This is a genomic window from Prauserella oleivorans, from assembly GCF_042685745.1.
GTDB lineage: Bacteria > Actinomycetota > Actinomycetes > Mycobacteriales > Pseudonocardiaceae > Prauserella_A > Prauserella_A oleivorans.
Genome location: NZ_JBHUNT010000001.1, coordinates 5,665,500 through 5,685,976 on the forward strand (window position 1 = coordinate 5,665,500; position 20,477 = coordinate 5,685,976).

At 73.1% G+C, this 20,477-nt stretch carries 22 protein-coding genes and 1 pseudogene; 8 read left to right on the plus strand and 15 right to left on the minus strand.

The window, feature by feature from the left end:
• Nucleotides 1-137: 137 nt before the first annotated feature.
• Nucleotides 138-998: a GGDEF domain-containing protein gene (locus tag ACFSZT_RS27830; RefSeq protein WP_377393065.1), complete on the minus strand. Its 861-nt coding sequence runs from the start codon at nt 996-998 to the stop codon at nt 138-140.
• 188 nt (nt 999-1,186) lie between these two features.
• Between ACFSZT_RS27830 and ACFSZT_RS27835 the strand changes: the two genes are divergently transcribed.
• Together ACFSZT_RS27835 and ACFSZT_RS27840 are read left to right on the plus strand one after the other, a co-directional pair.
• Nucleotides 1,187-3,496 (plus strand): sigma-70 family RNA polymerase sigma factor, encoded by a 2,310-nt coding sequence (locus ACFSZT_RS27835; protein WP_377393062.1) that lies wholly within the window; start codon nt 1,187-1,189, stop codon nt 3,494-3,496.
• A 31-nt stretch (nt 3,497-3,527) separates the two neighbouring features.
• Complete coding sequence (locus tag ACFSZT_RS27840) at nt 3,528-4,070, plus strand: GtrA family protein (RefSeq protein WP_377393059.1); 543 nt, start codon at nt 3,528-3,530, stop codon at nt 4,068-4,070.
• 48 nt (nt 4,071-4,118) lie between these two features.
• Here ACFSZT_RS27840 and ACFSZT_RS27845 read toward each other — a convergent pair whose 3' ends face one another.
• Together ACFSZT_RS27845 and ACFSZT_RS27850 are read right to left on the minus strand one after the other, a co-directional pair.
• Nucleotides 4,119-5,402 (minus strand): ATP-binding protein, encoded by a 1,284-nt coding sequence (locus tag ACFSZT_RS27845; RefSeq protein WP_377393056.1) that lies wholly within the window; start codon nt 5,400-5,402, stop codon nt 4,119-4,121.
• Nucleotides 5,403-5,405: 3 nt separating this feature from the next.
• Nucleotides 5,406-6,089, minus strand: a complete 684-nt coding sequence (locus tag ACFSZT_RS27850) for a response regulator transcription factor (RefSeq protein WP_377393538.1) — start codon at nt 6,087-6,089, stop codon at nt 5,406-5,408.
• A 42-nt stretch (nt 6,090-6,131) separates the two neighbouring features.
• Between ACFSZT_RS27850 and hisN the strand changes: the two genes are divergently transcribed.
• Entirely contained in the window at nt 6,132-6,923 is a 792-nt protein-coding gene (hisN, locus tag ACFSZT_RS27855; protein ID WP_377393054.1) for a histidinol-phosphatase, read from the plus strand.
• Nucleotides 6,924-6,993: 70 nt separating this feature from the next.
• On the opposite strand, the gene ACFSZT_RS27860 is transcribed toward hisN, so the two are convergent.
• The 11 genes and pseudogenes from ACFSZT_RS27860 to ACFSZT_RS27910 all read right to left on the minus strand — a co-directional run bounded on the left by ACFSZT_RS27860 (nt 6,994) and on the right by ACFSZT_RS27910 (nt 15,068).
• Nucleotides 6,994-7,344, minus strand: a complete 351-nt coding sequence (locus ACFSZT_RS27860; RefSeq protein ID WP_377393051.1) for a hypothetical protein — start codon at nt 7,342-7,344, stop codon at nt 6,994-6,996.
• Between the two features lie 13 nt (nt 7,345-7,357).
• Nucleotides 7,358-7,741 carry a hypothetical protein gene (locus ACFSZT_RS27865; RefSeq protein WP_377393048.1) on the minus strand — a complete coding sequence of 128 codons (384 nt, stop codon included), beginning with the start codon at nt 7,739-7,741 and terminating at the stop codon, nt 7,358-7,360.
• Between the two features lie 173 nt (nt 7,742-7,914).
• A complete protein-coding gene (locus ACFSZT_RS27870; protein WP_377393045.1) occupies nt 7,915-8,964 on the minus strand; it encodes an NBR1-Ig-like domain-containing protein in 1,050 nt (349 codons plus the stop codon).
• 70 nt (nt 8,965-9,034) lie between these two features.
• Nucleotides 9,035-9,307, minus strand: a complete 273-nt coding sequence (locus ACFSZT_RS27875; RefSeq protein WP_377393042.1) for a hypothetical protein — start codon at nt 9,305-9,307, stop codon at nt 9,035-9,037.
• 150 nt (nt 9,308-9,457) lie between these two features.
• Complete coding sequence (locus ACFSZT_RS27880; RefSeq protein ID WP_377478375.1) at nt 9,458-10,774, minus strand: TNT domain-containing protein; 1,317 nt, start codon at nt 10,772-10,774, stop codon at nt 9,458-9,460.
• Nucleotides 10,775-11,456: 682 nt separating this feature from the next.
• Nucleotides 11,457-11,744, minus strand: a pseudogene (locus tag ACFSZT_RS28425) (WXG100-like domain-containing protein); the annotation flags it as partial.
• 8 nt (nt 11,745-11,752) lie between these two features.
• Nucleotides 11,753-12,073 (minus strand): hypothetical protein, encoded by a 321-nt coding sequence (locus ACFSZT_RS27890; protein ID WP_377393036.1) that lies wholly within the window; start codon nt 12,071-12,073, stop codon nt 11,753-11,755.
• On the minus strand, nt 12,070-12,507 hold the full coding sequence (locus ACFSZT_RS27895) for a YbaB/EbfC family nucleoid-associated protein (RefSeq protein WP_377393033.1): 438 nt from the start codon (nt 12,505-12,507) through the stop codon (nt 12,070-12,072). The genes ACFSZT_RS27890 and ACFSZT_RS27895 overlap by 4 nt, the downstream gene beginning before the upstream one ends.
• A gap of 130 nt (nt 12,508-12,637) precedes the next feature.
• Nucleotides 12,638-13,582: a hydroxymethylglutaryl-CoA lyase gene (locus ACFSZT_RS27900; protein WP_377393030.1), complete on the minus strand. Its 945-nt coding sequence runs from the start codon at nt 13,580-13,582 to the stop codon at nt 12,638-12,640.
• Nucleotides 13,583-13,587: 5 nt separating this feature from the next.
• Nucleotides 13,588-14,169, minus strand: a complete 582-nt coding sequence (locus ACFSZT_RS27905) for a PH domain-containing protein (protein WP_377393027.1) — start codon at nt 14,167-14,169, stop codon at nt 13,588-13,590.
• A 65-nt stretch (nt 14,170-14,234) separates the two neighbouring features.
• Nucleotides 14,235-15,068 (minus strand): biotin--[acetyl-CoA-carboxylase] ligase, encoded by an 834-nt coding sequence (locus ACFSZT_RS27910; protein ID WP_377393024.1) that lies wholly within the window; start codon nt 15,066-15,068, stop codon nt 14,235-14,237.
• 110 nt (nt 15,069-15,178) lie between these two features.
• On the opposite strand from ACFSZT_RS27910, the gene ACFSZT_RS27915 reads away from it, so the two are divergent.
• On the plus strand, nt 15,179-16,819 hold the full coding sequence (locus ACFSZT_RS27915) for an acyl-CoA carboxylase subunit beta (RefSeq protein ID WP_377393021.1): 1,641 nt from the start codon (nt 15,179-15,181) through the stop codon (nt 16,817-16,819).
• Nucleotides 16,816-17,058: an acyl-CoA carboxylase subunit epsilon gene (locus ACFSZT_RS27920; RefSeq protein WP_377393018.1), complete on the plus strand. Its 243-nt coding sequence runs from the start codon at nt 16,816-16,818 to the stop codon at nt 17,056-17,058. Before ACFSZT_RS27915 ends, ACFSZT_RS27920 begins: the two co-directional genes overlap by 4 nt.
• Here ACFSZT_RS27920 and ACFSZT_RS27925 read toward each other — a convergent pair.
• Complete coding sequence (locus tag ACFSZT_RS27925; protein ID WP_377393015.1) at nt 17,011-18,315, minus strand: MFS transporter; 1,305 nt, start codon at nt 18,313-18,315, stop codon at nt 17,011-17,013. The two genes, ACFSZT_RS27920 and ACFSZT_RS27925, sit on opposite strands and share 48 nt — an antisense overlap.
• A 64-nt stretch (nt 18,316-18,379) precedes the next feature.
• Between ACFSZT_RS27925 and ACFSZT_RS27930 the strand changes: the two genes are divergently transcribed.
• The 3 genes from ACFSZT_RS27930 to ACFSZT_RS27940 all read left to right on the plus strand — a co-directional run bounded on the left by ACFSZT_RS27930 (nt 18,380) and on the right by ACFSZT_RS27940 (nt 20,285).
• Nucleotides 18,380-19,036 carry a GntR family transcriptional regulator gene (locus ACFSZT_RS27930; protein ID WP_377393012.1) on the plus strand — a complete coding sequence of 219 codons (657 nt, stop codon included), beginning with the start codon at nt 18,380-18,382 and terminating at the stop codon, nt 19,034-19,036.
• Nucleotides 19,037-19,079: 43 nt separating this feature from the next.
• Complete coding sequence (locus tag ACFSZT_RS27935; RefSeq protein WP_377393009.1) at nt 19,080-19,700, plus strand: Maf family protein; 621 nt, start codon at nt 19,080-19,082, stop codon at nt 19,698-19,700.
• Nucleotides 19,701-20,030: 330 nt separating this feature from the next.
• A complete protein-coding gene (locus ACFSZT_RS27940) occupies nt 20,031-20,285 on the plus strand; it encodes a hypothetical protein (RefSeq protein ID WP_377393006.1) in 255 nt (84 codons plus the stop codon).
• The last annotated feature ends 192 nt before the right edge of the window (nt 20,286-20,477 follow it).

Genomic DNA, 20,477 nt, shown 5'->3' on the forward strand with positions numbered 1-20,477 from the left:
GGCGTCGCGGGGGCCATGCGTGCTCACCGTGTTCCATCTCCGCCGCTCGGTGGTCGCCTCGAGGTGCGCCGCCGATGCGGGCCACCTCACGCCCTCTAGGAAATCACGAAACGACACCGCGGCGGTCGCAAGCCCGGTCAACGACGGCCCAGCGTGTCCAGCAGTTCGCAGGCGTCGGCGTATTCGGGCGGCAGGCGGACGACGTTGACGCGTGGGGCACCGACCTCGGCGAGGTGGACATCCACGGCCACGCGTTCGGTGAGCTCCCTGCGCAGCCGGACCGCGCCGGAGGCCACGCCCGCGTCCCGGGAGACCACGGCCGCCACGGTCGACGGCCCGAGCACGGCGAAGCTCTCGCCGCCGTCGAAGGCGGCCTTGAGCGCATCGGCGGCGAGGATCATGCCTCCCAACCGCGCCCAGCCCGCCGCCCGCTCGAAGCTCATCGACACCACGACGAGCGCGTGGCCCTCGGCGACGCACGTGCGGTCACGCGCGGCCCGGCGGTACAGCTCGGCCAGCCGGGTGCGCAGGTAGGCGACGGTGGGCAGGCCGGTCAGCGGGTCGGTCACCTGGGGCCGCGACAACTCGGCGAGGGCCACCTCCGCCCAGGCCACGGCCACCACGCGCAGCAGCCGGACCGGGATCGCGTCGACGTCCGGCGCGACGAAACCGTCGGTGCCGTCCGGCTCGGCCAGCACGGCGTGCAGGGCGGCGAGGTCGGTCAGGGTCTCCTCGAGTCCGGTGCCCGCGGCCGCCCGTGCCCTGGCCAATCCGGCGAGCGCGGGCTCGGCCGCGCGCGCCTCGCCGTGCCGGACGACGGCGGCGCACACGGCGTCCACCTCGGGCAGTCCCCAGTCGCCGGGAAAGCGCCAGCCCGAGCTCAGGCTCGCCGCCCGCCAGCGGGCGCGCAGCGCGCGCGCCATCCGGTCGTGGGCCGCGTGTGGCGCCACCGGGCGCAGCCGTGGTCCGGGCGGCCCGCCCGTAGCAGGCACGTCCATGGGGCACCGCCTTCCTCCCGAGGTTCACCCGACCATGGGACGCCGCTGTGCACGGTTCGTGACGGCACTGGGACGGGCCGCGGCGGGAAACGGTTTCGGCCGGGACCCCGCAACGTGACCAGTTCTCCTCTGTCCGTCACACTTTGGTCCGCAGCGCGTCCCATCAGGGACCCCTCGAGAGGAGAGCCGTGACGACCGCCCCCGCCGACCCCCAGGGCATGAGCGACGCCGAGCTCATCGCGTCGGTGCGAGCGGGCAAGCTCGAGTGCTACGGAACACTGTACGAACGCCACGTCGCGGCGGCGTACAACCTGGCCCGCCAGCTCGCACGCACGCCCATGGAAGCCGACGACCTGGTGTCGGAGGCGTTCTCGAAGGTGCTCGACACCCTCCGGGGCGGCAAGGGGCCGGACAGCGCGTTCCGGGCGTACCTGCTGACGGCCGTGCGGCACGGCGCCTACGACAAGACCCGCAAGGACAAGCGGGTCGACCTCGCCGAGGACATGACCGCCGTCGGGGGCGCTGGCGCCGAGGCGCTGACCGTGCCGTTCTCCGACACCGCCGTGGCCGGCCTGGAACGCACGCTGGCGGCGAAGGCGTTCGCCCGGCTGCCCGAGCGCTGGCAGGCCGTGCTGTGGCACACCGAGATCGAGCAGCAGTCGCCCGCGGAGGTCGCGCCGCTGCTGGGCCTCACCCCGAACGGGGTCTCCGCTCTTGCCTACCGCGCCCGCGAGGGGCTGCGGCAGGCCTACCTGCAGGTGCACCTCGCGGAGGTCAGCGCGAGCCGCTGCCGGGCGACGGCCGACCGGCTCGGCGCCTGGACCCGCGACGGGCTGTCCAAGCGGGAACGCGCGCAGGTGGAGCAGCACCTCGACGAGTGCGACGACTGCCAGGCGCTCGCGGCCGAGCTCGCCGACGTCAACGGCGCGTTGCGGGCGGTCGTGGCTCCCCTCGTGCTCGGTGGCGGGGTCCTCGGTTACCTGGCGCTGTCCGGTGCGGGCAAGGCCGGCGCCGCCACCGCTGTGGGCGCGGGGGCGGCAGCCGGCTCGGCCGGTGGGGCCGCGAACGCCGCCGCGTCGGCGCCTCGGCAGTTCGTCGGCGTCGCCGCGTCGGGGGTGGCCATGGCGGCCGCGGTCGCCGTCGCCCTCACGGCGGGTGGCGGAACCCCGCACATCCCGGTCGCGGTGGCCCCGGCGCCGCCCGCCGCGCAGGCACCGGCCGTGCCGGGACCGGCCGCCCCGGTTCCGGCTCCACCGGCACCGCAACCGGCCCCGCCTGCACCCGCACCTGCGCCGGCACCCGCACCGGGACCGCAACCGGCGCCCGCTCCGGCACCGGAACCACCAGCGGCGCCCGCCCCAGCGCCGGCGCCCGCGCCCGCGAATGTGACCGCCGAGGCCCCGGCCGACGGCGTCGCACTGGAAGCGGGAGGGGATCCGGTCGAGCTGCCGATCACGGTCCGCAACGACGGGGGCACGACCTCCGACCCGGTCACGGTGACGCTGAACCTGCCCGACGGCGTGACCGCACTCGGCGCCGCGGGTGGCGGTGGCAGCGCGCCCACCGGCGGTGGCGGCGCCCCGGCCGGGGCGGCGCGGCAGGCCGGTCCGTCCGAGCGGATCGACTGCCCGGGCGGCTCCGGAACGGTCACGTGCGCGACGAGCGAGGGCCTGGCCCCGGGCGAGTCCGCGACGCTGGTCTTCCGGCTGCGGGCGCTGCCGCATGCGCAGTCGGCCGAGATCACCGGCTCGATCAACTCCGGAAGCCCGGTCGAGGTGTCGCTGCGCGTGCCCGTGTCGGTCGCACCGGCACCGGAGGACGACATCACCCTTGTGCTCGATCGGCACTTCGGGCACAGCGTGGTGGTCACCGTGCGTAACAACGGCGAGACGACCGGAACCGCCACGCTGCGGTCCGACCGGTGGGCGCATGCCGTGTGGCTCGACCGGCGGCTGGACTGCGGTCACGGCCTCGGCACACCGCTGTCCTGTGAGACCACCGAGCCGCTCGAGCCCGGTGAGAGTGTGCGGGTGTTCGTCGTCGTGCCCGCCCGTCCGGGCCAGGCACAGGACGTCACCTTCACCGCCACCCTCGGCGACGCCAGCGACAGCGGCACCGTGCGGTTCCCGTGCTGGCCGCTGTGCCTGCCGGAGGAGGACGACGAGCCGGACGTGCCGCCGATCGTCCCGCCGACCACCGGCGGCGGCACACCGACGACCACCGCACCCGCCGGCACGACACCGAGCGAGCCGTCCGACACCGCCACGCCGTCGACCGGCCGGCCGTCCACCGAGCACCCACCGACGCAACGACCGTGGGGCGAGTGGCCGCGTCCCGAGCCGGGCAGTGTCGTGCCCACACCGACGGCCCCGGGCGTGTTCCGGCCGGAACCGCCACACCGGCCGGCGCCGCCGACGGTCACCGAACCGTCCCGCACCAGGCCGAACCCGCCCTGGCACCATCCGGGACGCGGCCACGGCGCGCCCCGGTTCGACTGACCGGAGTAATGCCCCTGGCTAGACTGCGGGCGTGGCCGTCGTCGAATCCGTGCTCGCCCGCGTGCCCGAGCCGCTGCGCTCGGTGCTGATCAAGCACCGGGAACTGCTGAAGTTCGCCATCGTCGGCGGCACGACGTTCCTGGTCGACAACGGCATCTGGTATCTGCTGAAACTCACGGTGCTGCTGGACAAGCCGACCACCGCGAAGGCCATCGCGATCATCGTCGCCACCATCGTGTCGTACGTGCTCAACCGCGAATGGTCGTTCCGCACCAGGGGCGGCCGGGAGACACGGCACGAGGCGGCGCTGTTCTTCATCATCAGCGGCGTCGCCGTCGTGGTGAACCTCGTTCCGCTCTACGCCTCGCGCTACGTCTTCGACCTGCAGCGGCCACACGTGTCGCTGTTCGTGCAGGAGACGGCCGACTTCGTCAGCGGCTCGATCATCGGCATGCTGCTGGCGATGGTGTTCCGGTTCTGGGGCTTCCGGAAGTGGGTGTTCCCGGACGAACTGGGCCACCGCCGCCGCGAGGACGAGGAGCCGCTCGCCCAGCAGGCCGAACGCCCGGCGTAGGGCCGGTGTCCTCAGCGGTTTGACCCCCGGACACACACCGCCGGCCGCCTAGCGGGGCACGCGTTCGGCCGGCCAGTCGACGGCGGCCACGTCGGTGGGCGAGGGCACCCGCAGGAAGAGGCTGAACGTCGCCGGGCTGCGGCCCGACAGCTCGAGCCGCCCGCCGTCGGCCTCCGCGAGCGCGCGGGCGAGCGCGAGCCCCACACCCGTCGACCCCGCGCCGGAGAAGCCGCGCTCGAAGACGTGCGGCACCAGCTCCTCGGGCACCCCGCTGCCGCTGTCGGACACCTCGACCACCACGGTGCCCTCGGTCTCACCGCGCCGTGCCGCGAGCGTCACCGTGCCGGCGCCGTGGCGGAGCGCGTTGTCGAGCAGCACGCCGATGATCTCCCGCAACCGCGCGGGCGTGGCCCTGGCCATGAGGCCGTCGGAGATCCGCATCCGCAGCGTCCGCCCCTCGGCCTTGAGCAGCTGCCGCCACTCCTCGCTGACCTCGGGGAGCATGGTCGACAGGCTCACCGGCTCGGCCCCGACCTCGCTCGCCGCACGCGCGGCCGCGAGGAGCTCGTCGAGTGCCTCGGCCAGCCGGTCGGCCTGTTCGAGTGCCTCCTTCGCCTCGTCGGCGACGTCCTCGGCCGGGTGCAAGGTGAGTGCCTCCAGCCGGAGCTGGAGGGCGGTGAGCCTGCTGCGCAGCTGGTGTGAGACGTCACCGACGAGCTGGCGTTCCCGCTGTACCAGTTGCGCGAGCGCGCTCGCCGAGGCGTCCAGCGCGTCGGCCACCATGTCGAGCTCGGCCACCTCGTAGCGTCTGCCGTCCGGGCGGAAGTCGCCGCCGCCGAGCCGGGCGGCGCGGTCGGCGACGTGCCGCAGTGGCCGCGCGAGCCGGTTGGCGGTGACGGTCGCGACCACCGTGCCCGTGCCCACCGACAGCACCACGAGCAGGACCGCGGCCATGGCCACCTGGGTCTGCTGCGTGCGCAACGGGCCCGCCGGGATGGCCAGCTCCACCGTGCCGCGCCCGGCGATGGGCACCGACTCGACCACGACCTCGGGCCCGGGGTCGGGCCCATAGGTGAGCGGTCCGGAGCCGGGGCGGTGGACGGTGAGCTGCCCGGACTGCGGCACCGCAGCCCGCACCTGGTTGAGGTCGAGCGGGCGGCCGTTGGCGAGCTGGTCGTCCAGCGTCGCGGCGATCCGCTGGGCGCTGGCGGCGAGGTCCTCGCGGGAGAAGTTCTCGACGAGCAGCCAGCCCGTGACCCCGAGCGGACTGCCCAGCGCGACGCCGGTGACCGTGACCGCCAGCAGGATGGCCAGGAGGATTCGCCGCCGCATGCGCTACTCGGTATTGAACCGGAAGCCGACACCGCGCACGGTGGCGATGTGCTCCTCGTTGGTCTTGCGCCCGGACCCGTTCTCGGTGGCGACGGCCAGCTTGCGACGCAGCCACGACATGTGCATGTCCAGCGTCTTCGATGTCTTCGACTCGAGGTCGTTCCAGACCTCGGAGAGGATCTCCTCCCGGCTGACGACCTGGCCCGCCCGGTTCATCAGCACGCGCAGCAGCTCGAACTCCTTGTTGGCGAGCTGCACCTCCTTGCCGTCGACCGTCACCAGGCGGGCGCCCACGTCCATGCGCACCCCACCGGCTTCGAGGACGCCGGGAGCGCGGCGGCGCAGCAGCGCGCGAATGCGGGCAAGCAGTTCGGCGAGCCGGAACGGCTTGGCCACGTAATCGTCGGCACCGGCGTCGAGGCCGACGACGAAGTCGACCTCGTCGGTCCTGGCCGTCAACATGAGCACCGGGAGGCCGGTGCCGTTGGCGCGCAGCCTGCGGCACACCTCGAGACCGTCCATTCCGGGCAGGCCGAGATCGAGCACCAGCAGGTCGACGCGGTCCCTGGACGTCAGATCGAGCGCGGACGGACCGTCGGCGACGATGGTCACCTCGTAGCCCTCCCGCTCCAGCGCGCGGGACAGCGGTTCCGCGATCGCCGGATCGTCTTCGGCAAGTAGGACCATGCTCACCTCGCCAACTTTACGGCCGGGACGCATGAAAGCATCGTGACCGTGTCCCGCTATACCGCCGATGTGTTACTGGCGGCCGAACTGGCCGACGCGGCTGACGCCATCACCGCCGACCGGTTCCGTGCCCAGGATCTGCACGTCTCCCGCAAGCCCGACCGGACGCCCGTGACCGACGCCGACACGGCCGTCGAGGACGCCATCCGCGGGGTGCTCGCGGCCCAGCGGCCCACCGACACGGTCGCGGGTGAGGAGCGCGGCGGATCGGTGACCGCGCCGGGCCGGGTGTGGGTGGTCGACCCGATCGACGGCACGAAGAACTTCCTGCGCGGCAACCCGGTGTGGGCCACGCTGATCGCCCTCGTCGAGGACGGCACGCCGGTGGTCGGCATGGTCAGCGCTCCCCTGCTGGGCAGGCGCTGGTGGGCGAGCGCGGGTGGCGGCGCATGGTCGCGCGACGAGACGGGTGAGCGCAGGCTGTCGGTGTCGAAGGTGCCCGAGCTGCCCGACGCCTACCTGTCGACCACCGACCTGGGGTCGTGGACGGAGTACCACTCCCGCGAGGCCTACCTCGCACTGGTGGACGCCTGCTGGGAGAGCCGCGCGTTCGGCGACTTCTGGCACCACTGCCTCGTCGCGGAGGGCACGCTGGAGATCGCGGCCGAGCCGATCGTCAATCCGTGGGACGTCGCCGCGGCGCAGGTGCTGGTGACCGAGGCGGGCGGCCGGTTCACCGACCTCACGGGTGCGGCGCGGTTCGACGGCGGGTCGGCGCTGTCCACCAACGGCCTCGTGCACGACGCCGCGCTGGAGCTGATCCGGCAACGGTGAAACGGGAACGGTCACCCCGCGACGGGGGAAACGCGGGGTGACCGTTCGCGAGGGCGTGCGGCGACTGCCGTCACGCGTAGGCGACCGTCTTCACCACCCCGCCGTGGTCGGGGAAGTTGACACCGGTGCCACCACAGTTGATCCGCGTGCCGTCCTTGAAGTGCAGGGTCAGCTTGCCCCGGCACTCGAAGGCCTTGAATCCGGTCCACGTGCGCGTGCCCGGCTTCAGGCACAGGGCGTCCTTGCCGGCCCGGCGCATGTAGCCGGAGAAGCCCTTGCCGCAGGTCGTGATGACGTCGGCGGGCATGGCGGTGACCTGGGCCGGGCCCGCCGCCGGTTCGGCCGACGCCCCGGCGACCGGCAACACCGCGGCGACACCGGCGAGGCCGGCGATCACGACCGCCTTGCGAAGCGCGTTCATGCTCGTTCTCCTATCAGTAGCAGCGGTCGGACGTGATCTGGTACGTGTAGTTGTTCGACGCGTCGGAGTCGACGTTGAACTCGATCGTGTAGCCGATCGGCCGCTCGCCGAAGACGTCGGTCTTGGTGGTGCGCGACTTGCCGGGCGCGATGACGCCCTTGAACAAAGTCTTCTTGCGGCCCTTGTCGCGGATGGACAGCAGCATGCCGCGGAAGTCGTGGTTGCTGACCTTGATCCAGATCACCTGGTCGGCCGACACCGACACGGTCTTCGTGGCGCCGCCGTTGAGCGGTCCGCTGGAGCAGGTCTGCGCGGCCGATGCCGCGGGCGCCAGCACGATCGGCGCGGCCACCGCCAGCGGCAGCACGGCCGTGACTCGTTTGATCCATTTCGACATCCGGACGATCCCCTCGTGGTCGATCGGGTTGGTTGGGATGCCGACGACGCTAGAAAGGTCCGGACCGGCTGAGGAAGTGGTTGGCCGGCCACACCGCGGCCGGTGGTCAAAGCCGGATGTCCATGCAGGTCAGCGATTTGGCCACCGGCGCCGATGGTCAAATCCGGGCCGGATCAGTCGACGATCTCGACGAAGAAGTAGACGGCGCGCACACCGGGCAGCAGCAGCCGTCCCTTGGCGTCGACCATCTTCCAGTACACCTGGCAGTACCCGGGCTGGTCCGGTGCCCGGACCTCCACCGACACGCGCACCGTCTCGCCCGGGCGGGTCTCGGGAATGGGCACGCGATCGGGCGTCACGCACCCGTCGCCGTCGCCGAAGGAGCCCTCGCGCCGCAGATACCGGCCGACCCACGCGACGGTGCCGGCGTTGCGGAACTCCCACGTCTTGGTGAACACCGTTCCGGTGGGAATCTCGGTGCCGTCGGGCACCGAGAGGTCGCTCAGCAGCACCGACCGATCGCCGGGGATCAGCGGCGCGAGCGGCACCCGGGTGGCGCCGGCGTCCGGCGGCCCGGGCGGTGTGCGCAGTATCCGCATCGCCGCGATCACCCCGCCCGCCAGCAGGACCACCGCCGCGACGACCGCCACGATTCCGACCGCACGGCTCCGGCGCCGCCGACGTCCACTCCGTCCGGGGTCCGGCCGCGGGGTTGGCGGGTGTGCGGTGTCCCCGGTGGGGCCGGCTACCGACTGTCCGGCATTCCCGGCTTCCGGCAGTGCCGCCCCGGTGACGGCCGTCGACTGCTCCTGCGTGGGCTGTTGTGACCCTGGCCTCCCGGGTCGTCCGGGCTCCCTCGGCACGGGTGGCGTCGCTCCCGGCTGCTCGGCTCGCCGCTCGCCCGCGGCCGCCGCGTCGCGCGCCCGTTCCCAGCGCGACCGCCAGCGCGCCCGCACCACGTCCTCCGGCTCGCCCAGCACCCGGACGGCGAGCACACGCACGAACTCCCACGTCGTGTCCCACGACGGCAGCCGCTCACCCCGAGCCGCAGCCGACAACGCGGACTTGGACGCGAGCGCGCCCAGCTCGGTGCGCATCCGGTCGTAGGACGGGTCGCCCGCGGCCTTCTTGAGTTCCCACAGGCCGCGCGCGAACTCCGCGACGGGGCCCTCGGCGTCGGGACAGGTGGCGGTCCGGCCCCGCCGCCCCGAGTTGTCGATCACGAACGAGCAGGGTATCGGCGGCGTGTTACGAGCAGCACAAATCACGGAGGAGTTCAGCCGGTGGTGCGGCTCAGGGCAGCAGACCGACGGCGCCGCGGGCGACCTGGGCCCACGCGAGCCTGCCGAACAGGTAGTGGCAGGCCACCTGCTCGTTGGTGAAGCGCGCCCAGTCGTAGCGGTTGCCCTGCTCCCGCCAGAAGACCTCCCACGCGGCCTCGCCCGTGCCCTCGGGGTCCTCCTCGCGCAGCAGGCACCACGTGTTGTCCGCTTCGCTGCCGATCGACACCACCTCGTGCGGCACGCCCACGGCCTCCAGCCAGCGCATGATCGACTCGGTGTTCATGCAGCCTCCACCATGTCTTGCGGGACACCCGCACCCGGTCGGCCGCATGACCAAGAGGCTCCGCGAGTGTCAATCATGCAGCCTCCACCATGTCTTGCGGGACACCCGCACCCGGTCGGCCGCATGACCAAGAGGCTCCGCGAGTGTCAATCATGCGACCTCCTTGAAGGTGACGTCGGCCAGGTAGCCCAGATGCACCAGCTCGGCGGCGGAGTAGACCGACCGGTACCGCACCCCGCCGCCCGGCTGGCCGAACCAGCCGGCCGAGACGGTCCGCCACATCGGGACCTCCCGCACGACGCGGTACCGCCGGTAACCCGCCTCCAGGTAGGACGGCGGCAGCGACCGCTGCGCGAACGGCGTGCCGTCCGGGGCGAACACGCGCCCGTGGGCGGTGCCGAAACGGTCGAGCAGGGTGCCCTCGGCCAGCAGCTCCGGCTCGCCCTCGGCGGTACCGCCCTCGGGATACCGCTCCCCCGGCGGCCACACGTACTCGACCCGCTCCCCGTCCTCGGCCAGGTAGCGGCTGTCCCACTCGCGCTCGTGCAGGCCGCCGAGCGGGTCGTAACCCTGCCGCAGCGCGTCCGGCGGGCACGGCAGGACCTCGGCGGGCGGCGGCGCGGGCTGACGCCAGCCCTGCCGGAGCCACGCCAGCGCCTGCCCGGAGTCGACCACTGCGGAACGCGGATGGTCGTGCGGTGGGAAACAGCGGAGCCGCACCGGGGTCGCGTCGTCGCGGGCGGGCACGGGCAGCTGGCGCGCGGGCCGGTCGGAGGCGACCGGCAGGTGCCCGATCGGGAACATGTGCACCAGGAACAGCGCGACGATGCTCTCCCGTTCCTGACGCGGGGCGCCCACAGGCACCGCAGCGGCGGACGGCTGCGCGCGAACGGGTTCGGGCGGCCGTTGCGGGTAGTGGGGTTCGGCGGACGGTCCCCACCGGGCCGGGGCGTTCCGCGGCCCAGCGGCTGGGGGTCCCGGCACCACGGGTGGCGGTGCCATCGGCGGCGGTGCGTTGCGTGGTGCGCCCGGCGCCGCGGGCGGGGGCCCCGCCGGCGGCAGGCCGGGTGGCGCGTTGCGCACGACGGGCGGGGGCGCCGCTGGGTGCTGGCCGGGCGGAGCCGGTGGCTGCTGCGGGCCGGGGGCGATCGGCACAGGAGACCCCGCCTGGCCCGCGAACGGCTGGCCGAACGGCGGCGCGTAGCCCGGAGCGCCGTACGGCTGCTGCGCCACCGGCGGCACGGGCGCCACCGGCTGCTGCATCGGCTGCGCACCCGGGGCCGGCGCCGGGCCGCCGGAGTAGCCGGCGAGGTGCGTCTGCCCGGACGCGGCCGCGGGAAACGCCGTGCCGCTCGGGGGTGTCGGGGCGTCGGCGAACCCTCTGGGCAGACCGGCGAGGCCGCTCGGCGGGGTCGGTGCGTCCGGCAGCGCGATCGGCCCGGTTCCCTCGTCGCCGGATCCGGCCACGGGCGATCCCGGAACACGCAGGTCCGGGGCCGGCAGGTCGCTCCCCGGCGCCTCCGGGCCGGGCAGGTCGGTGTGGTCCCGGAGGTGGTCCGGCAGCCCGGATGGCGGGCCGGACTCGCCCCCCCGGCAGCGGCAGGCCGGGCGCGGCGCCGCCCTGGTGTGCCGGCAGCCCCGGCCCACCGGGTTCGCCCCGCTCGCCCGCATCTTCCGGCAGCCCCGGCACGCCACCCTCGCCGAGCCGCTCGAGCAGCCCCGGCTCTCCGGGGCCGCCACGCTGCTCCAGCAGTCCCTGTCCGCCGGGCTCGTCGAGGCCGGCGAGCGCGTCCGGCGCGGACTCCACGCCCGCGAGCGCGTCCTCCACCACGGACCGGGGCAGCCCGGTCACCGTGCTGAGCAGGCCGGACTGGCCGTCGGCCGTGTGCGCCCCCGGGTGGGCATTGACGACGTCGCCGACCGGCCGCGCCGGACCGTCCACACCGGCGCCGACCGCGTCGACCAGGCCGCTGGTGACCGCACCGACGTTGGTCGCGGTGCCGCGCAGGACGGTGTCCAGCCCGGCCAGTGCGGCCGGGTGGCCGGACTCGGCGGCGACCATCGCGGCATCCCGGTTCCGCGCGGCGTCCACGAGGTTGCGCACGATCTCGACCTTGGCCGCGGCGACCTGCTCGGCGGCACGATCCAGCCGGTCGGCGGCCTGCTGGGCTCCCTGCGCGGCCGTGGTGAGCCGGCCACCGTCCGGGTCGACGAATCCGCTCCACTTCTGCCTGGCCGCCTCGGCGGTGTCGCCGGTCATCGCGCCCAGCGCCTTGCCGGCGACCGTGTCCGCCTCGGCGGCCAGCGTGGTCAGCTCCTGCGCCGCCTGACGCCATGCACCGGCCTGCGCGCGCATGGCGTCCTCGTCGGCCCGCGGCCAGTTGACCCCGGTTGCTGCGGCGACGTCGGCCAGTTCGGCGGGAAGCTCGATGCCCATCGGCGCCCCTACCCGGCCGAGCCCGCGTCGGTGACGTCGCCCGCGGCGGCGTCGTCGGCGCTCCGGTAGGCGCGAGCGGCGGCGGCGAAGGCCTCGCCCATCTCGGTCAGTCCGCCCGCGAGGCCGTCGATGGCGGCCAGCGTGTCGTCGGCCTGCCGGCGGTGCACCGCCGCGAAGCTCCGGCCGACCTCGTCGTCCCCCCACGGCGCGGTGCCGAGCGACTCCCGCAGGCCAGCGACGATCCGGCCCGCGCGCTCGGTGAGCCCGGCGAACTCGGCGGCGTGCGTGCCGAGCCGCTCGGCGTCGACGCCGAAACCCCGGCCGCTCATCGGGACCTCTGCCAATCGGCGTCGTCGAGCCAGTTCTGGTCCTCGAAGCTGTCGTCGTCACCGACGTCCTCGGGGGCGAGCTCGGCGGCCCCGAGGTCGGCGGTGCCGAGCAGCAGGGCCTGCGGGTCGGTGCCCGACGGCAACGCCGGTGCCAGCACCTCGCCCGCGCCCGTGAAGGCCTTGACCGTCGCGGTGCCGGTCAGCTTGACGATCTGCGCGGCGAGCTCGGCGGGCCGGTAGCGCTCGTAGGCCTCGTCGGCGATCTCGAGCCCGGTGAGCACACCCCGGGCGCCGACCATGGCCGTGATGAGGCCGTCGTCACTGCTGGCCGACGCGGTGATCGACGCGAGCTGCCGCTGCACCTCGGCCAGCTGGTCGCGGCTGCGTCGGTAATCGGCGAGTAGCTGCTCCACCTGTGCGCGATGGTCGGTCACGGCACTCTCCCGACGTCCGTTGGTGCGTGTTCACAGCGCCCGGCTAGGTCTCGGACGCAGCAGGGCGGCCCCCGGTTCCCTCCGTCACCACGATGTTGTGCACTCGTGCCGTCGTGGTGCTGCGGCCTCGCTAGCCGGCGAGGGCCTTGACCACCCGCGAGGGACTGGGCCTGCCGAGCCGCTGCGCCATCCACGTGCTCGTGGCCACCAGGGCGTCGAGGTCGGCGCCGTGCTCGATGCCGAGCCCGTCGAGCATCCACACCAGGTCCTCGGTGGCGAGGTTGCCGGTGGCCGACTCCGCGTACGGGCAGCCGCCGAGCCCGCCCGCGGAGGAGTCCACAGTGGAGACCCCGCGGCGCAACGCGGCGAGCGTGTTGGCCAGCGCCTGCCCGTAGGTGTCGTGGAAGTGCACCGCGAGCGCGTCGACGCCGACCCCGGCGGCCACGAACGCGTCGATCAGCCGCTCCACCTGGCCCGCCGTGGCGACGCCGATGGTGTCGCCCAGCGACAGCTGCGAGCAGCCGAGGTCGAGCAGCCGCTTGCCGACCCGCACGACCTGCTCCGCGCTCACGACGCCCTCCCACGGGTCACCGAAGCACATCGAGAGGTAGCCCCGCACCTCCATTCCCTCGGCACGGGCGCGGGCGAGCACGGGCTCGAACATCGCGAACTGCCCGTCCACCGAGGTGTTGAGGTTGCGCTTGGCGAAGGTCTCCGTGGCGCTGCCGAACACCGCGATGTGGCCGACCCCCGCCGCGACCGCGCGGTCCAGACCACGCTCGTTCGGCACCAGCACGGGGTAGCGGACGCCGGGCCGCCGGTCCAGCCTGCCGAGCAACTCCTCGGCGTCGGCGAGCTGTGGCACCCACTTGGGGTGGACGAAACTCGTCGCCTCGAGTGTCGTCAGGCCCGCGCCGGCCAGCCGGTCGAGGAACTCCAGCTTCACGTCCACGGGCACGGTGGCCGCCTCGTTCTGCAGGCCGTCGCGAGGGCCGACTTCCCAGATCGTGACCCGGCTCGGCAACTCCCCGGTCGCGGTGAGGCGTTCCGGCAGTCCCAGCTCACGCACCCCCATGCCGCTCAGCGCCCCCGCCCGCGCGGCGGCTCCTGGCGGCCCGGCAACGGCTGGGTGGACTGGGAGCCGTGGTCGGGCTGGACACCGTAGTCGTCGTACGGGTTCTCGTTGACCTGCCGGTAGATGAGCGTGTGCACGCGTTCCACACTCGGGATGTCATCGAAGGTCAGCGGCTCGTCCGAGGCGGACTCGATGATGAGGGTCCCGCAGCCGAAGATCCGGTCGAGCAGGCCGTGCTCGAACTGCACGCTGTTGATGCGGCCCATCGGGATGTCGATGCCGGTGCGCTTGACGACGCCTTCACGGGCGATGACCCGGTCGGTGGTGACGATGAAGTGCGTGGTGCGCCACCGCACGAACGGCGTCAGCACCAGCCACACCAGCAGGATCAGACCCACCACACCGACCGCGATCAACCCGACCGTGTTCCACGGCGACTCCAGGTCACGGGCGAGCAGCGCGAACCAGGTGCCGAGACCGGCGATCACGATGAGCATCAGCACCGGGAAGATCAGCATCTTGAAGTGTGGATGCTTGTGCGTGACGACGCGCTCGCCCTCGCTGAGCAAACCGTCCGGATAGGCCACCGCGAACACTCCCCGCAATCTGTCGTCGCCGCCCGTGCGATCACCGTACCGCCATCGGCGGCGATTCACTCGCTCACCGGGCGAAGGTGCACGACGTCGCCCGCGAACACCGTCCGGCGCCCGCCCTCCTGCGGTTCGATGACGAGCGCACCGGTGGAATCCAGGTCCACGGCGTCGCCGACGAGGGTGCCGCCGCCCGCGATCATGATCTTCACGTGCCTGCCGAGCGTCGAGCACCGCGAGCGGTACAGCTCGAGCAGCCCGGCCTCGGCGAGGTCGCCGCCCGCCCGCCGCCACGCGCTCTCGCGCTCGTGCAACGCGGTGAGCAGGGACAGGCAGATGCCGGTGCGATCCGTCGTCCGCGCCCCCAGATCGGCCAGCGACACCGGCGGCAGCCCTCCGGGGGCGGGCGGCACGGCGTCGCGGGGCGGGTCGACGTTGATGCCGATGCCGAGGATCACCGCCTGTTCCTCCGAGGGTGCCGCCTCGGAGAGAATCCCGGCGCACTTGCCTGCGCCGTCGGCGGCGAGCACGTCGTTGGGCCACTTGAGCGCCGCGTCGACGCCGAGCTCGTCGGCGAGGTCGAGCACGGCGAGCCCGGCCACCACCGCGAGCGAACCCAGCCCGGCCACCGGCACCCCGGCGGGGCGCAGCAGGACACTGCAGTACACGCCGGTCCCGGCGGGCGAGGACCAGGTCCGGCCGCGCCTGCCCACTCCCGCTGTCTGTTCCTCGGCGATGAGCACGGTGCGGTCGGCCGCGCCGTCCACCACGGCCTGGCGCAGGTCCGCGTTGGTCGAGCCGGTGCTGGGCACGACGTCGATCCAGGCGTAGGGGCCCACCGGGTGGATGAGCCGGGCCCGCAGCCGGGAGGCGTCGATGTGTTTCCGCGCGACCACGCGCAGGACCCTAGCCGCACCCGACAACGGCGCCGGACCGGCCACACGGCGTCGCAGGGGTTGGCTACGCCACACCGGCACCGTGGCGCCGGAAGCTAAGCTGCCGTGCTATGAGCAGCGCAACGGAGCCGATCGGGACCCCTCCCGATGCAGAGCCGGACATTCACACGACGGCGGGCAAGCTCGCGGACCTCTACCTGCGCTACGACGAGGCCGTGCACGCCGGTTCGGCCCGTGCCGTGGAGCGCCAGCACGCCAAGGGCAAGAAGACGGCGCGGGAGCGGATCGACATGCTGCTCGACCCCGGCTCGTTCGTCGAGCTGGACGAGTTCGCCCGGCACCGCTCCACCAACTTCGGGCAGGAGAAGAACCGCCCCTACGGCGACGGCGTGGTCACCGGCTACGGCACCATCGACGGCCGTCCCGTGTGCGTGTTCAGCCAGGACGTCACGGTGTTCGGCGGCTCGCTCGGCGAGGTCTACGGCGAGAAGATCGTCAAGGTGATGGACCTGGCCATCAAGACCGGCCGCCCCATCATCGGCATCAACGAGGGCGGCGGCGCGCGCATCCAGGAGGGCGTGGTCTCGCTCGGGCTCTACGGCGAGATCTTCCGCCGCAACACGCACGCCTCCGGGGTGATCCCGCAGATCTCGCTCATCATGGGCGCCAACGCGGGCGGGCACGTCTACTCCCCCGCGCTGACCGATTTCGTGGTGATGGTCGACCAGACCTCGCACATGTTCATCACCGGCCCGGACGTCATCAAGACGGTGACGGGCGAGGAGGTCACCTTCGAGGACCTCGGTGGCGGACGCACGCACAACACCAAGTCCGGCAACGCGCACTACCTCGGCTCGGACGAGGAGGACGCGATCGCCTACGTCAAGGAGCTGCTGAGCTTCCTGCCGTCGAACAACCTGTCGGACCCGCCGGTGTTCGAGGCGCCCGAGCCGTCCGAGGCCTCGATCGCCGACGACGTCACCGACACCGACCGGGAGCTCGACACGCTGGTGCCGGACTCGCCGAACCAGCCCTACGACATGCACGAGGTCATCACCCGCGTCGTCGACGACGGCGAGTTCCTCGAGGTGCAGGAGCTGTTCGCGCCCAACGTCATCGTCGGCTTCGGCCGGGTGGACGGGCACAGCGTGGGCGTGGTGGCCAACCAGCCGACGCAGTTCGCCGGCTGCCTGGACATCGACGCCTCCGAGAAGGCGGCGCGATTCGTGCGCACGTGCGACGCGTTCAACGTCCCGGTGCTGACGTTCGTGGACGTGCCCGGCTTCCTGCCCGGCACCGACCAGGAGTGGAACGGCATCATCCGGCGTGGCGCGAAGCTGATCTACGCCTACGCCGAGGCGACCGTCCCGCTGGTCACGGTCATCACCCGCAAGGCCTACGGCGGCGCGTACGACGTCATGGGCTCGAAGCACCTCGGCGCCGACATCAACGTCGCGTGGCCGACCGCGCAGATCGCGGTGATGGGCGCGCAGGGGGCGGCCAACATCGTGCACCGCAAGACGCTGGCCAGCGCCGCCGACAAGGGCGAGGACGTGGAGGCGCTGCGGGCTCGACTCATCCAGGAGTACGAGGACACGCTGTGCAACCCGTACGTCGCGGCCGAGCGCGGGTACGTCGACGGCGTGATCCCGCCCGCGCACACGCGCGGCTACGTGGCGCGCGCGCTGCGGATGCTGCGGGAGAAGCGCGAGACCCTGCCGCCGAAGAAGCACGGGAACATTCCGCTGTGACCGCTGACGAGACACCACAGGAGGAGCAGCCGCAGCGGCCGCTGCTGCGCGTCGTCCGGGGCAACCCGGACGACGCCGAGCTGGCGGCGCTGACGGCCGTGATCGCGGGCCTCGCCGCGGCGAGCCCGGAACGGGAGGAGCCGCCCGCCCGGTCGCGCTGGGCGGACCGGGCGGCGCTGGTCCGGGCACCGCTACACCCGGGTCAGGGCGCCTGGCGAGCGTCCGCCTTCCCGCGCTGAGGACTCCGCGGGCGGCGTGCCCGCATGCGCCCGGAGCCGCACCACCCCGATGACGCCGGCCACGGCCAGTGCGAGCGGAACACCGAAGGCGAGCCGGTGCGCGTTCTCGTCCCGGACCCCGGCGGCGAGCAGCGCGTCCAGCAGCACGCCCGCCCCGAGCTGCGCCACCACGGCGAAGGTGAACCCGCCCATGTTGGCCAGACCGCTGGCCACGCCGGCGCGGTGACCGGGATTGGCGGAGCGGGCGAGGTCGAAGGCCAGCATGCTCACTCCACCGCCGACGCCGATCGCGGCGAGCACCACGGCCAGCACCCACGCCGGGGCGGCCGCGGGCAACGCCACGAGTAGCGCGGAGCAACCGAGTGCCAGCAGTACGGCCGCGAGCACGAGCCCGCCGCGGGCCGCCGGCCTGCGCGAGGCCAGCTGCCCCGCCGCCGTGCTGCTCACGACGAAGCCCACCACGACCACGGCGAGCAGCGCACCGGCCGTCCCCTCGGACAGCCGGTGCGCGCCGACGAGGTAGGGCTGGCCGAGCACGGCCGTGAACGTGACGAACGAGCCCATGAGCGTGAAGTGCGTGAACAGGGCGTGCCGGGTGCCGCGGTTGCGCCAGGCGAGCCGGACGCTCTCCCCAAGCGGCTCCCGCGGACCGTCCGAGGGGACGTCGGTGGCCTCGCCGGCCTCGGTGCGGGGTGCCTCGCGCAGGCCGGCAGCGGCGGCGACCAGCAGCACCACGGTGGCGGCCCCGGCGACGAGGAACGCGCCCGTCCATCCGCGCGCCTGCAGCAGCGCCGCGAGCGGCGCCGTCGCGACGAGCTGGCCGAGCCCGCCGATCATGCCGGTCAGCGCGGCCACGAAGGCGTAGCGGTTGCCGGGGAACCAGTTCTGGGCGATGCGCAGGACGCTGACGAACATGCAGGCGTCGCCCGCGCCGATGAGCGCGCGGCCCGTCATCGCTGCCGGGTAGCCGGTGGCGAGCGCCAGCACGACCGAACCCGCAGCCATCAGCGTCATGCCGCCGAGCAGCAGCTTGCGGGGGCCGAGGCGATCGTTGCCGACGCCGACGGGCACCTGCAGCAGCGCGTACAGCGCGAACTGCACCACCGAGAACGCCGCGAGACCGGTGGCGTCGATGCCGAAGCGCTGCTGGGCAGTCAGCCCGGCCACGGACAGGCTCATCCGGTGGAAGAGCGCCATGAGGTAACACAGCGCACCGATGCCCCACATGAGCCACGGCAGCCACGGTCGGGTCCGCACCACACTCCCCCTTGCCCACATCTTGCATCTATCTTGTATCCAAGGTGGCGGCTACCATGCGGGCATGTCAACGAGCGCCCGATCACAGCCGAAGGCCGCGGGCGAACGCGCGTACCACTGGGTGAAGGACCGGATCCTCGACGGCCGCTTCGAGGGCGGCCAGCTGCTCAGCGAGGGCGAGATCGCCACCGCGCTGGAGATCTCGCGCACGCCGGTGCGGGAGGCGTTCCTGCGGCTGGAGGTGGAGGGCCTGCTCAAGCTGTATCCGAAGCGCGGGGCCCTGGTGGTGCCCGTGTCGGCGAACGAGGTCGGCGAGGTGACGCAGGCCCGCATCCTCGTGGAGTCGCACGCGGCGGAGACGGTGATCGGCCGCGGCGAGCACACCGAGGTGGCCGATCGGATGGCCGCGTTGCTCACCGAGCAGCGCGCCGTGGAGGTGCCGCGCGACACCGCGCGGTTCTCGGTGCTGGACCGGCGGTTCCACGCGACGCTGGTGGAGGCCGCGGGCAACAGCCTGCTCACCCAGTTCTACTCCGGGCTGCACGACCGGCAACTGCGCATGGCGAACTCGGCCCTGCACCGCTCGCCCGGCCGCTACAGCGCGATCCTCGACGAGCACGAGGGGCTGTGCGGCCTGCTGCGCGCGGGCGACGGCAACGGTTTCCGCACGGCCCTGGTCAGCCACATCACGGGCACGCACGGCGCCCTGCTCGACAGCTGACCACCTCGAGCCTGCCCCTGCGGCGATCGCTTAGCCTTGCCGCGTGCGATTCGTGCTTGCCTCCGCGTCCCCGGCCCGCCTCGCCGTGCTGCGCGCTGCCGGGATCGAACCGACGGTCATCGTGTCCGGGGTCGACGAGGACGCGGTCGCGGCGTCGCTCGCCGATCCGGCTCCCGCCGAGCTGGTGACGGCGCTGGCCAGGGCCAAGGCGCAGGCCGTCGCGGCCGACGCCGGCGGCGACGCCGTGGTGGTCGGCTGCGACTCGATGCTCTCGATCGGTGGCGAGATGGTGGGCAAACCCGGCACGGCCGAGGTCGCCCGCAAGCGCTGGGCAGGCATGGCAGGCGGTTCCGGTGAGCTCCTCACCGGACACGCCGTGCTCCGGGTCGAGGGCGGCGCCGTCACCGCCGAGGCCACCGGCGCCCAGGCGACGACGGTGCGCTTCGCGACGCCGAGCCAGCACGAACTCGACACCTACATCGGGACCGGCGAGCCGCTGCAGGTGGCCGGAGCGTTCACCCTGGACGGACTCGGCGGCTGGTTCGTGGAAGGCGTCGACGGTGACCCGTCGAGCGTCGTCGGCATCAGCCTTCCCCTCACGCGCCGGCTGCTCGCCGAGATCGGCATCAGCGTGGTCGACCTCTGGCGGCCCGGGCTCGCGTAAGCCTCCCCGAGGTCTGGTCCATTTCGTCCTTTGTGTACCTGAAATCGGCGTGTCCACAGCGGATAGCGCGGGCGGGTCACGATCACCTCTCCGTAGAACAAGGTCACGGACCGGCGCGCGAACTCAGCCGAAAGGTGACACCCCGCGAGAACCCTCGGTGAGTGCCGTTCACTCGTTATTGGTCACCGTCACCTCGATCGAATTGGTTTACTTCAGCGACTCCGCCGAATGGCGGATTTCCTGGGTACGCGGAGTTAACGCTGACTCGGCGCTCGGAAACACCACGCTGTGGCCGATCGAGGCCGCAGCCGACAAGAGGGAGACGAGAAATTGCGTAAGGCCCTGGCTCGTACCGCCGCCGCGACCGCGATCGTCTTCGGCACCCTGGGTGCCGGCGCCGGCGTCGCCTCCGCCGACCTCGTCACGCCGCCGGAGGTGCCGTCCAACCCGACCGGCGCCGACTACGTCAACGCGTGGAACGAGGCGGGCACCCACCTCGGTGCCGGTGCGGCCGGCCTGATCAGCTCCGCCTGGGCGGGCGCCATCCCGTCGATCGTGCAGGGTGCGCTCAGCCCGCTGGGCTGACCCGAACCCGGCGGGCCGTCCGGCCGGACGTCCCGTCGGGCAGCTCTCGATTGCTGCGCAAGGAACCCCGGGTGAACGCCCGGGGTTCCTTCGTATGTACGGCTTTGCGACGGCACGCTAACGAGGCGTTCGTCTCGACCGGGGTACGGGCGTCGCCCGAAAGGGTAATCTCGACTGGTCCCACCGAACTGA

What these genes read in the sequence shown, in the direction of transcription:
- ACFSZT_RS27890 (WP_377393036.1), bottom strand. Translation starts at nt 12,073, where the DNA reads ATGAGCGGCCGGGGTTTCGGCGTCGACGCCGAGCGGCTCGGCACGCAC.
- ACFSZT_RS27845 (WP_377393056.1), bottom strand. Translation starts at nt 5,402, where the DNA reads ATGCGGCGGCGAATCCTCCTGGCCATCCTGCTGGCGGTCACGGTCACC.
- ACFSZT_RS27875 (WP_377393042.1), bottom strand. Translation starts at nt 9,307, where the DNA reads ATGAACACCGAGTCGATCATGCGCTGGCTGGAGGCCGTGGGCGTGCCG.
- ACFSZT_RS27850 (WP_377393538.1), bottom strand. Translation starts at nt 6,089, where the DNA reads ATGGTCCTACTTGCCGAAGACGATCCGGCGATCGCGGAACCGCTGTCC.
- ACFSZT_RS27865 (WP_377393048.1), bottom strand. Translation starts at nt 7,741, where the DNA reads ATGTCGAAATGGATCAAACGAGTCACGGCCGTGCTGCCGCTGGCGGTG.
- ACFSZT_RS27900 (WP_377393030.1), bottom strand. Translation starts at nt 13,582, where the DNA reads ATGGGGGTGCGTGAGCTGGGACTGCCGGAACGCCTCACCGCGACCGGG.
- ACFSZT_RS27930 (WP_377393012.1), top strand. Translation starts at nt 18,380, where the DNA reads ATGTCAACGAGCGCCCGATCACAGCCGAAGGCCGCGGGCGAACGCGCG.
- ACFSZT_RS27860 (WP_377393051.1), bottom strand. Translation starts at nt 7,344, where the DNA reads ATGAACGCGCTTCGCAAGGCGGTCGTGATCGCCGGCCTCGCCGGTGTC.
- ACFSZT_RS27915 (WP_377393021.1), top strand. Translation starts at nt 15,179, where the DNA reads ATGAGCAGCGCAACGGAGCCGATCGGGACCCCTCCCGATGCAGAGCCG.
- ACFSZT_RS27830 (WP_377393065.1), bottom strand. Translation starts at nt 998, where the DNA reads ATGGACGTGCCTGCTACGGGCGGGCCGCCCGGACCACGGCTGCGCCCG.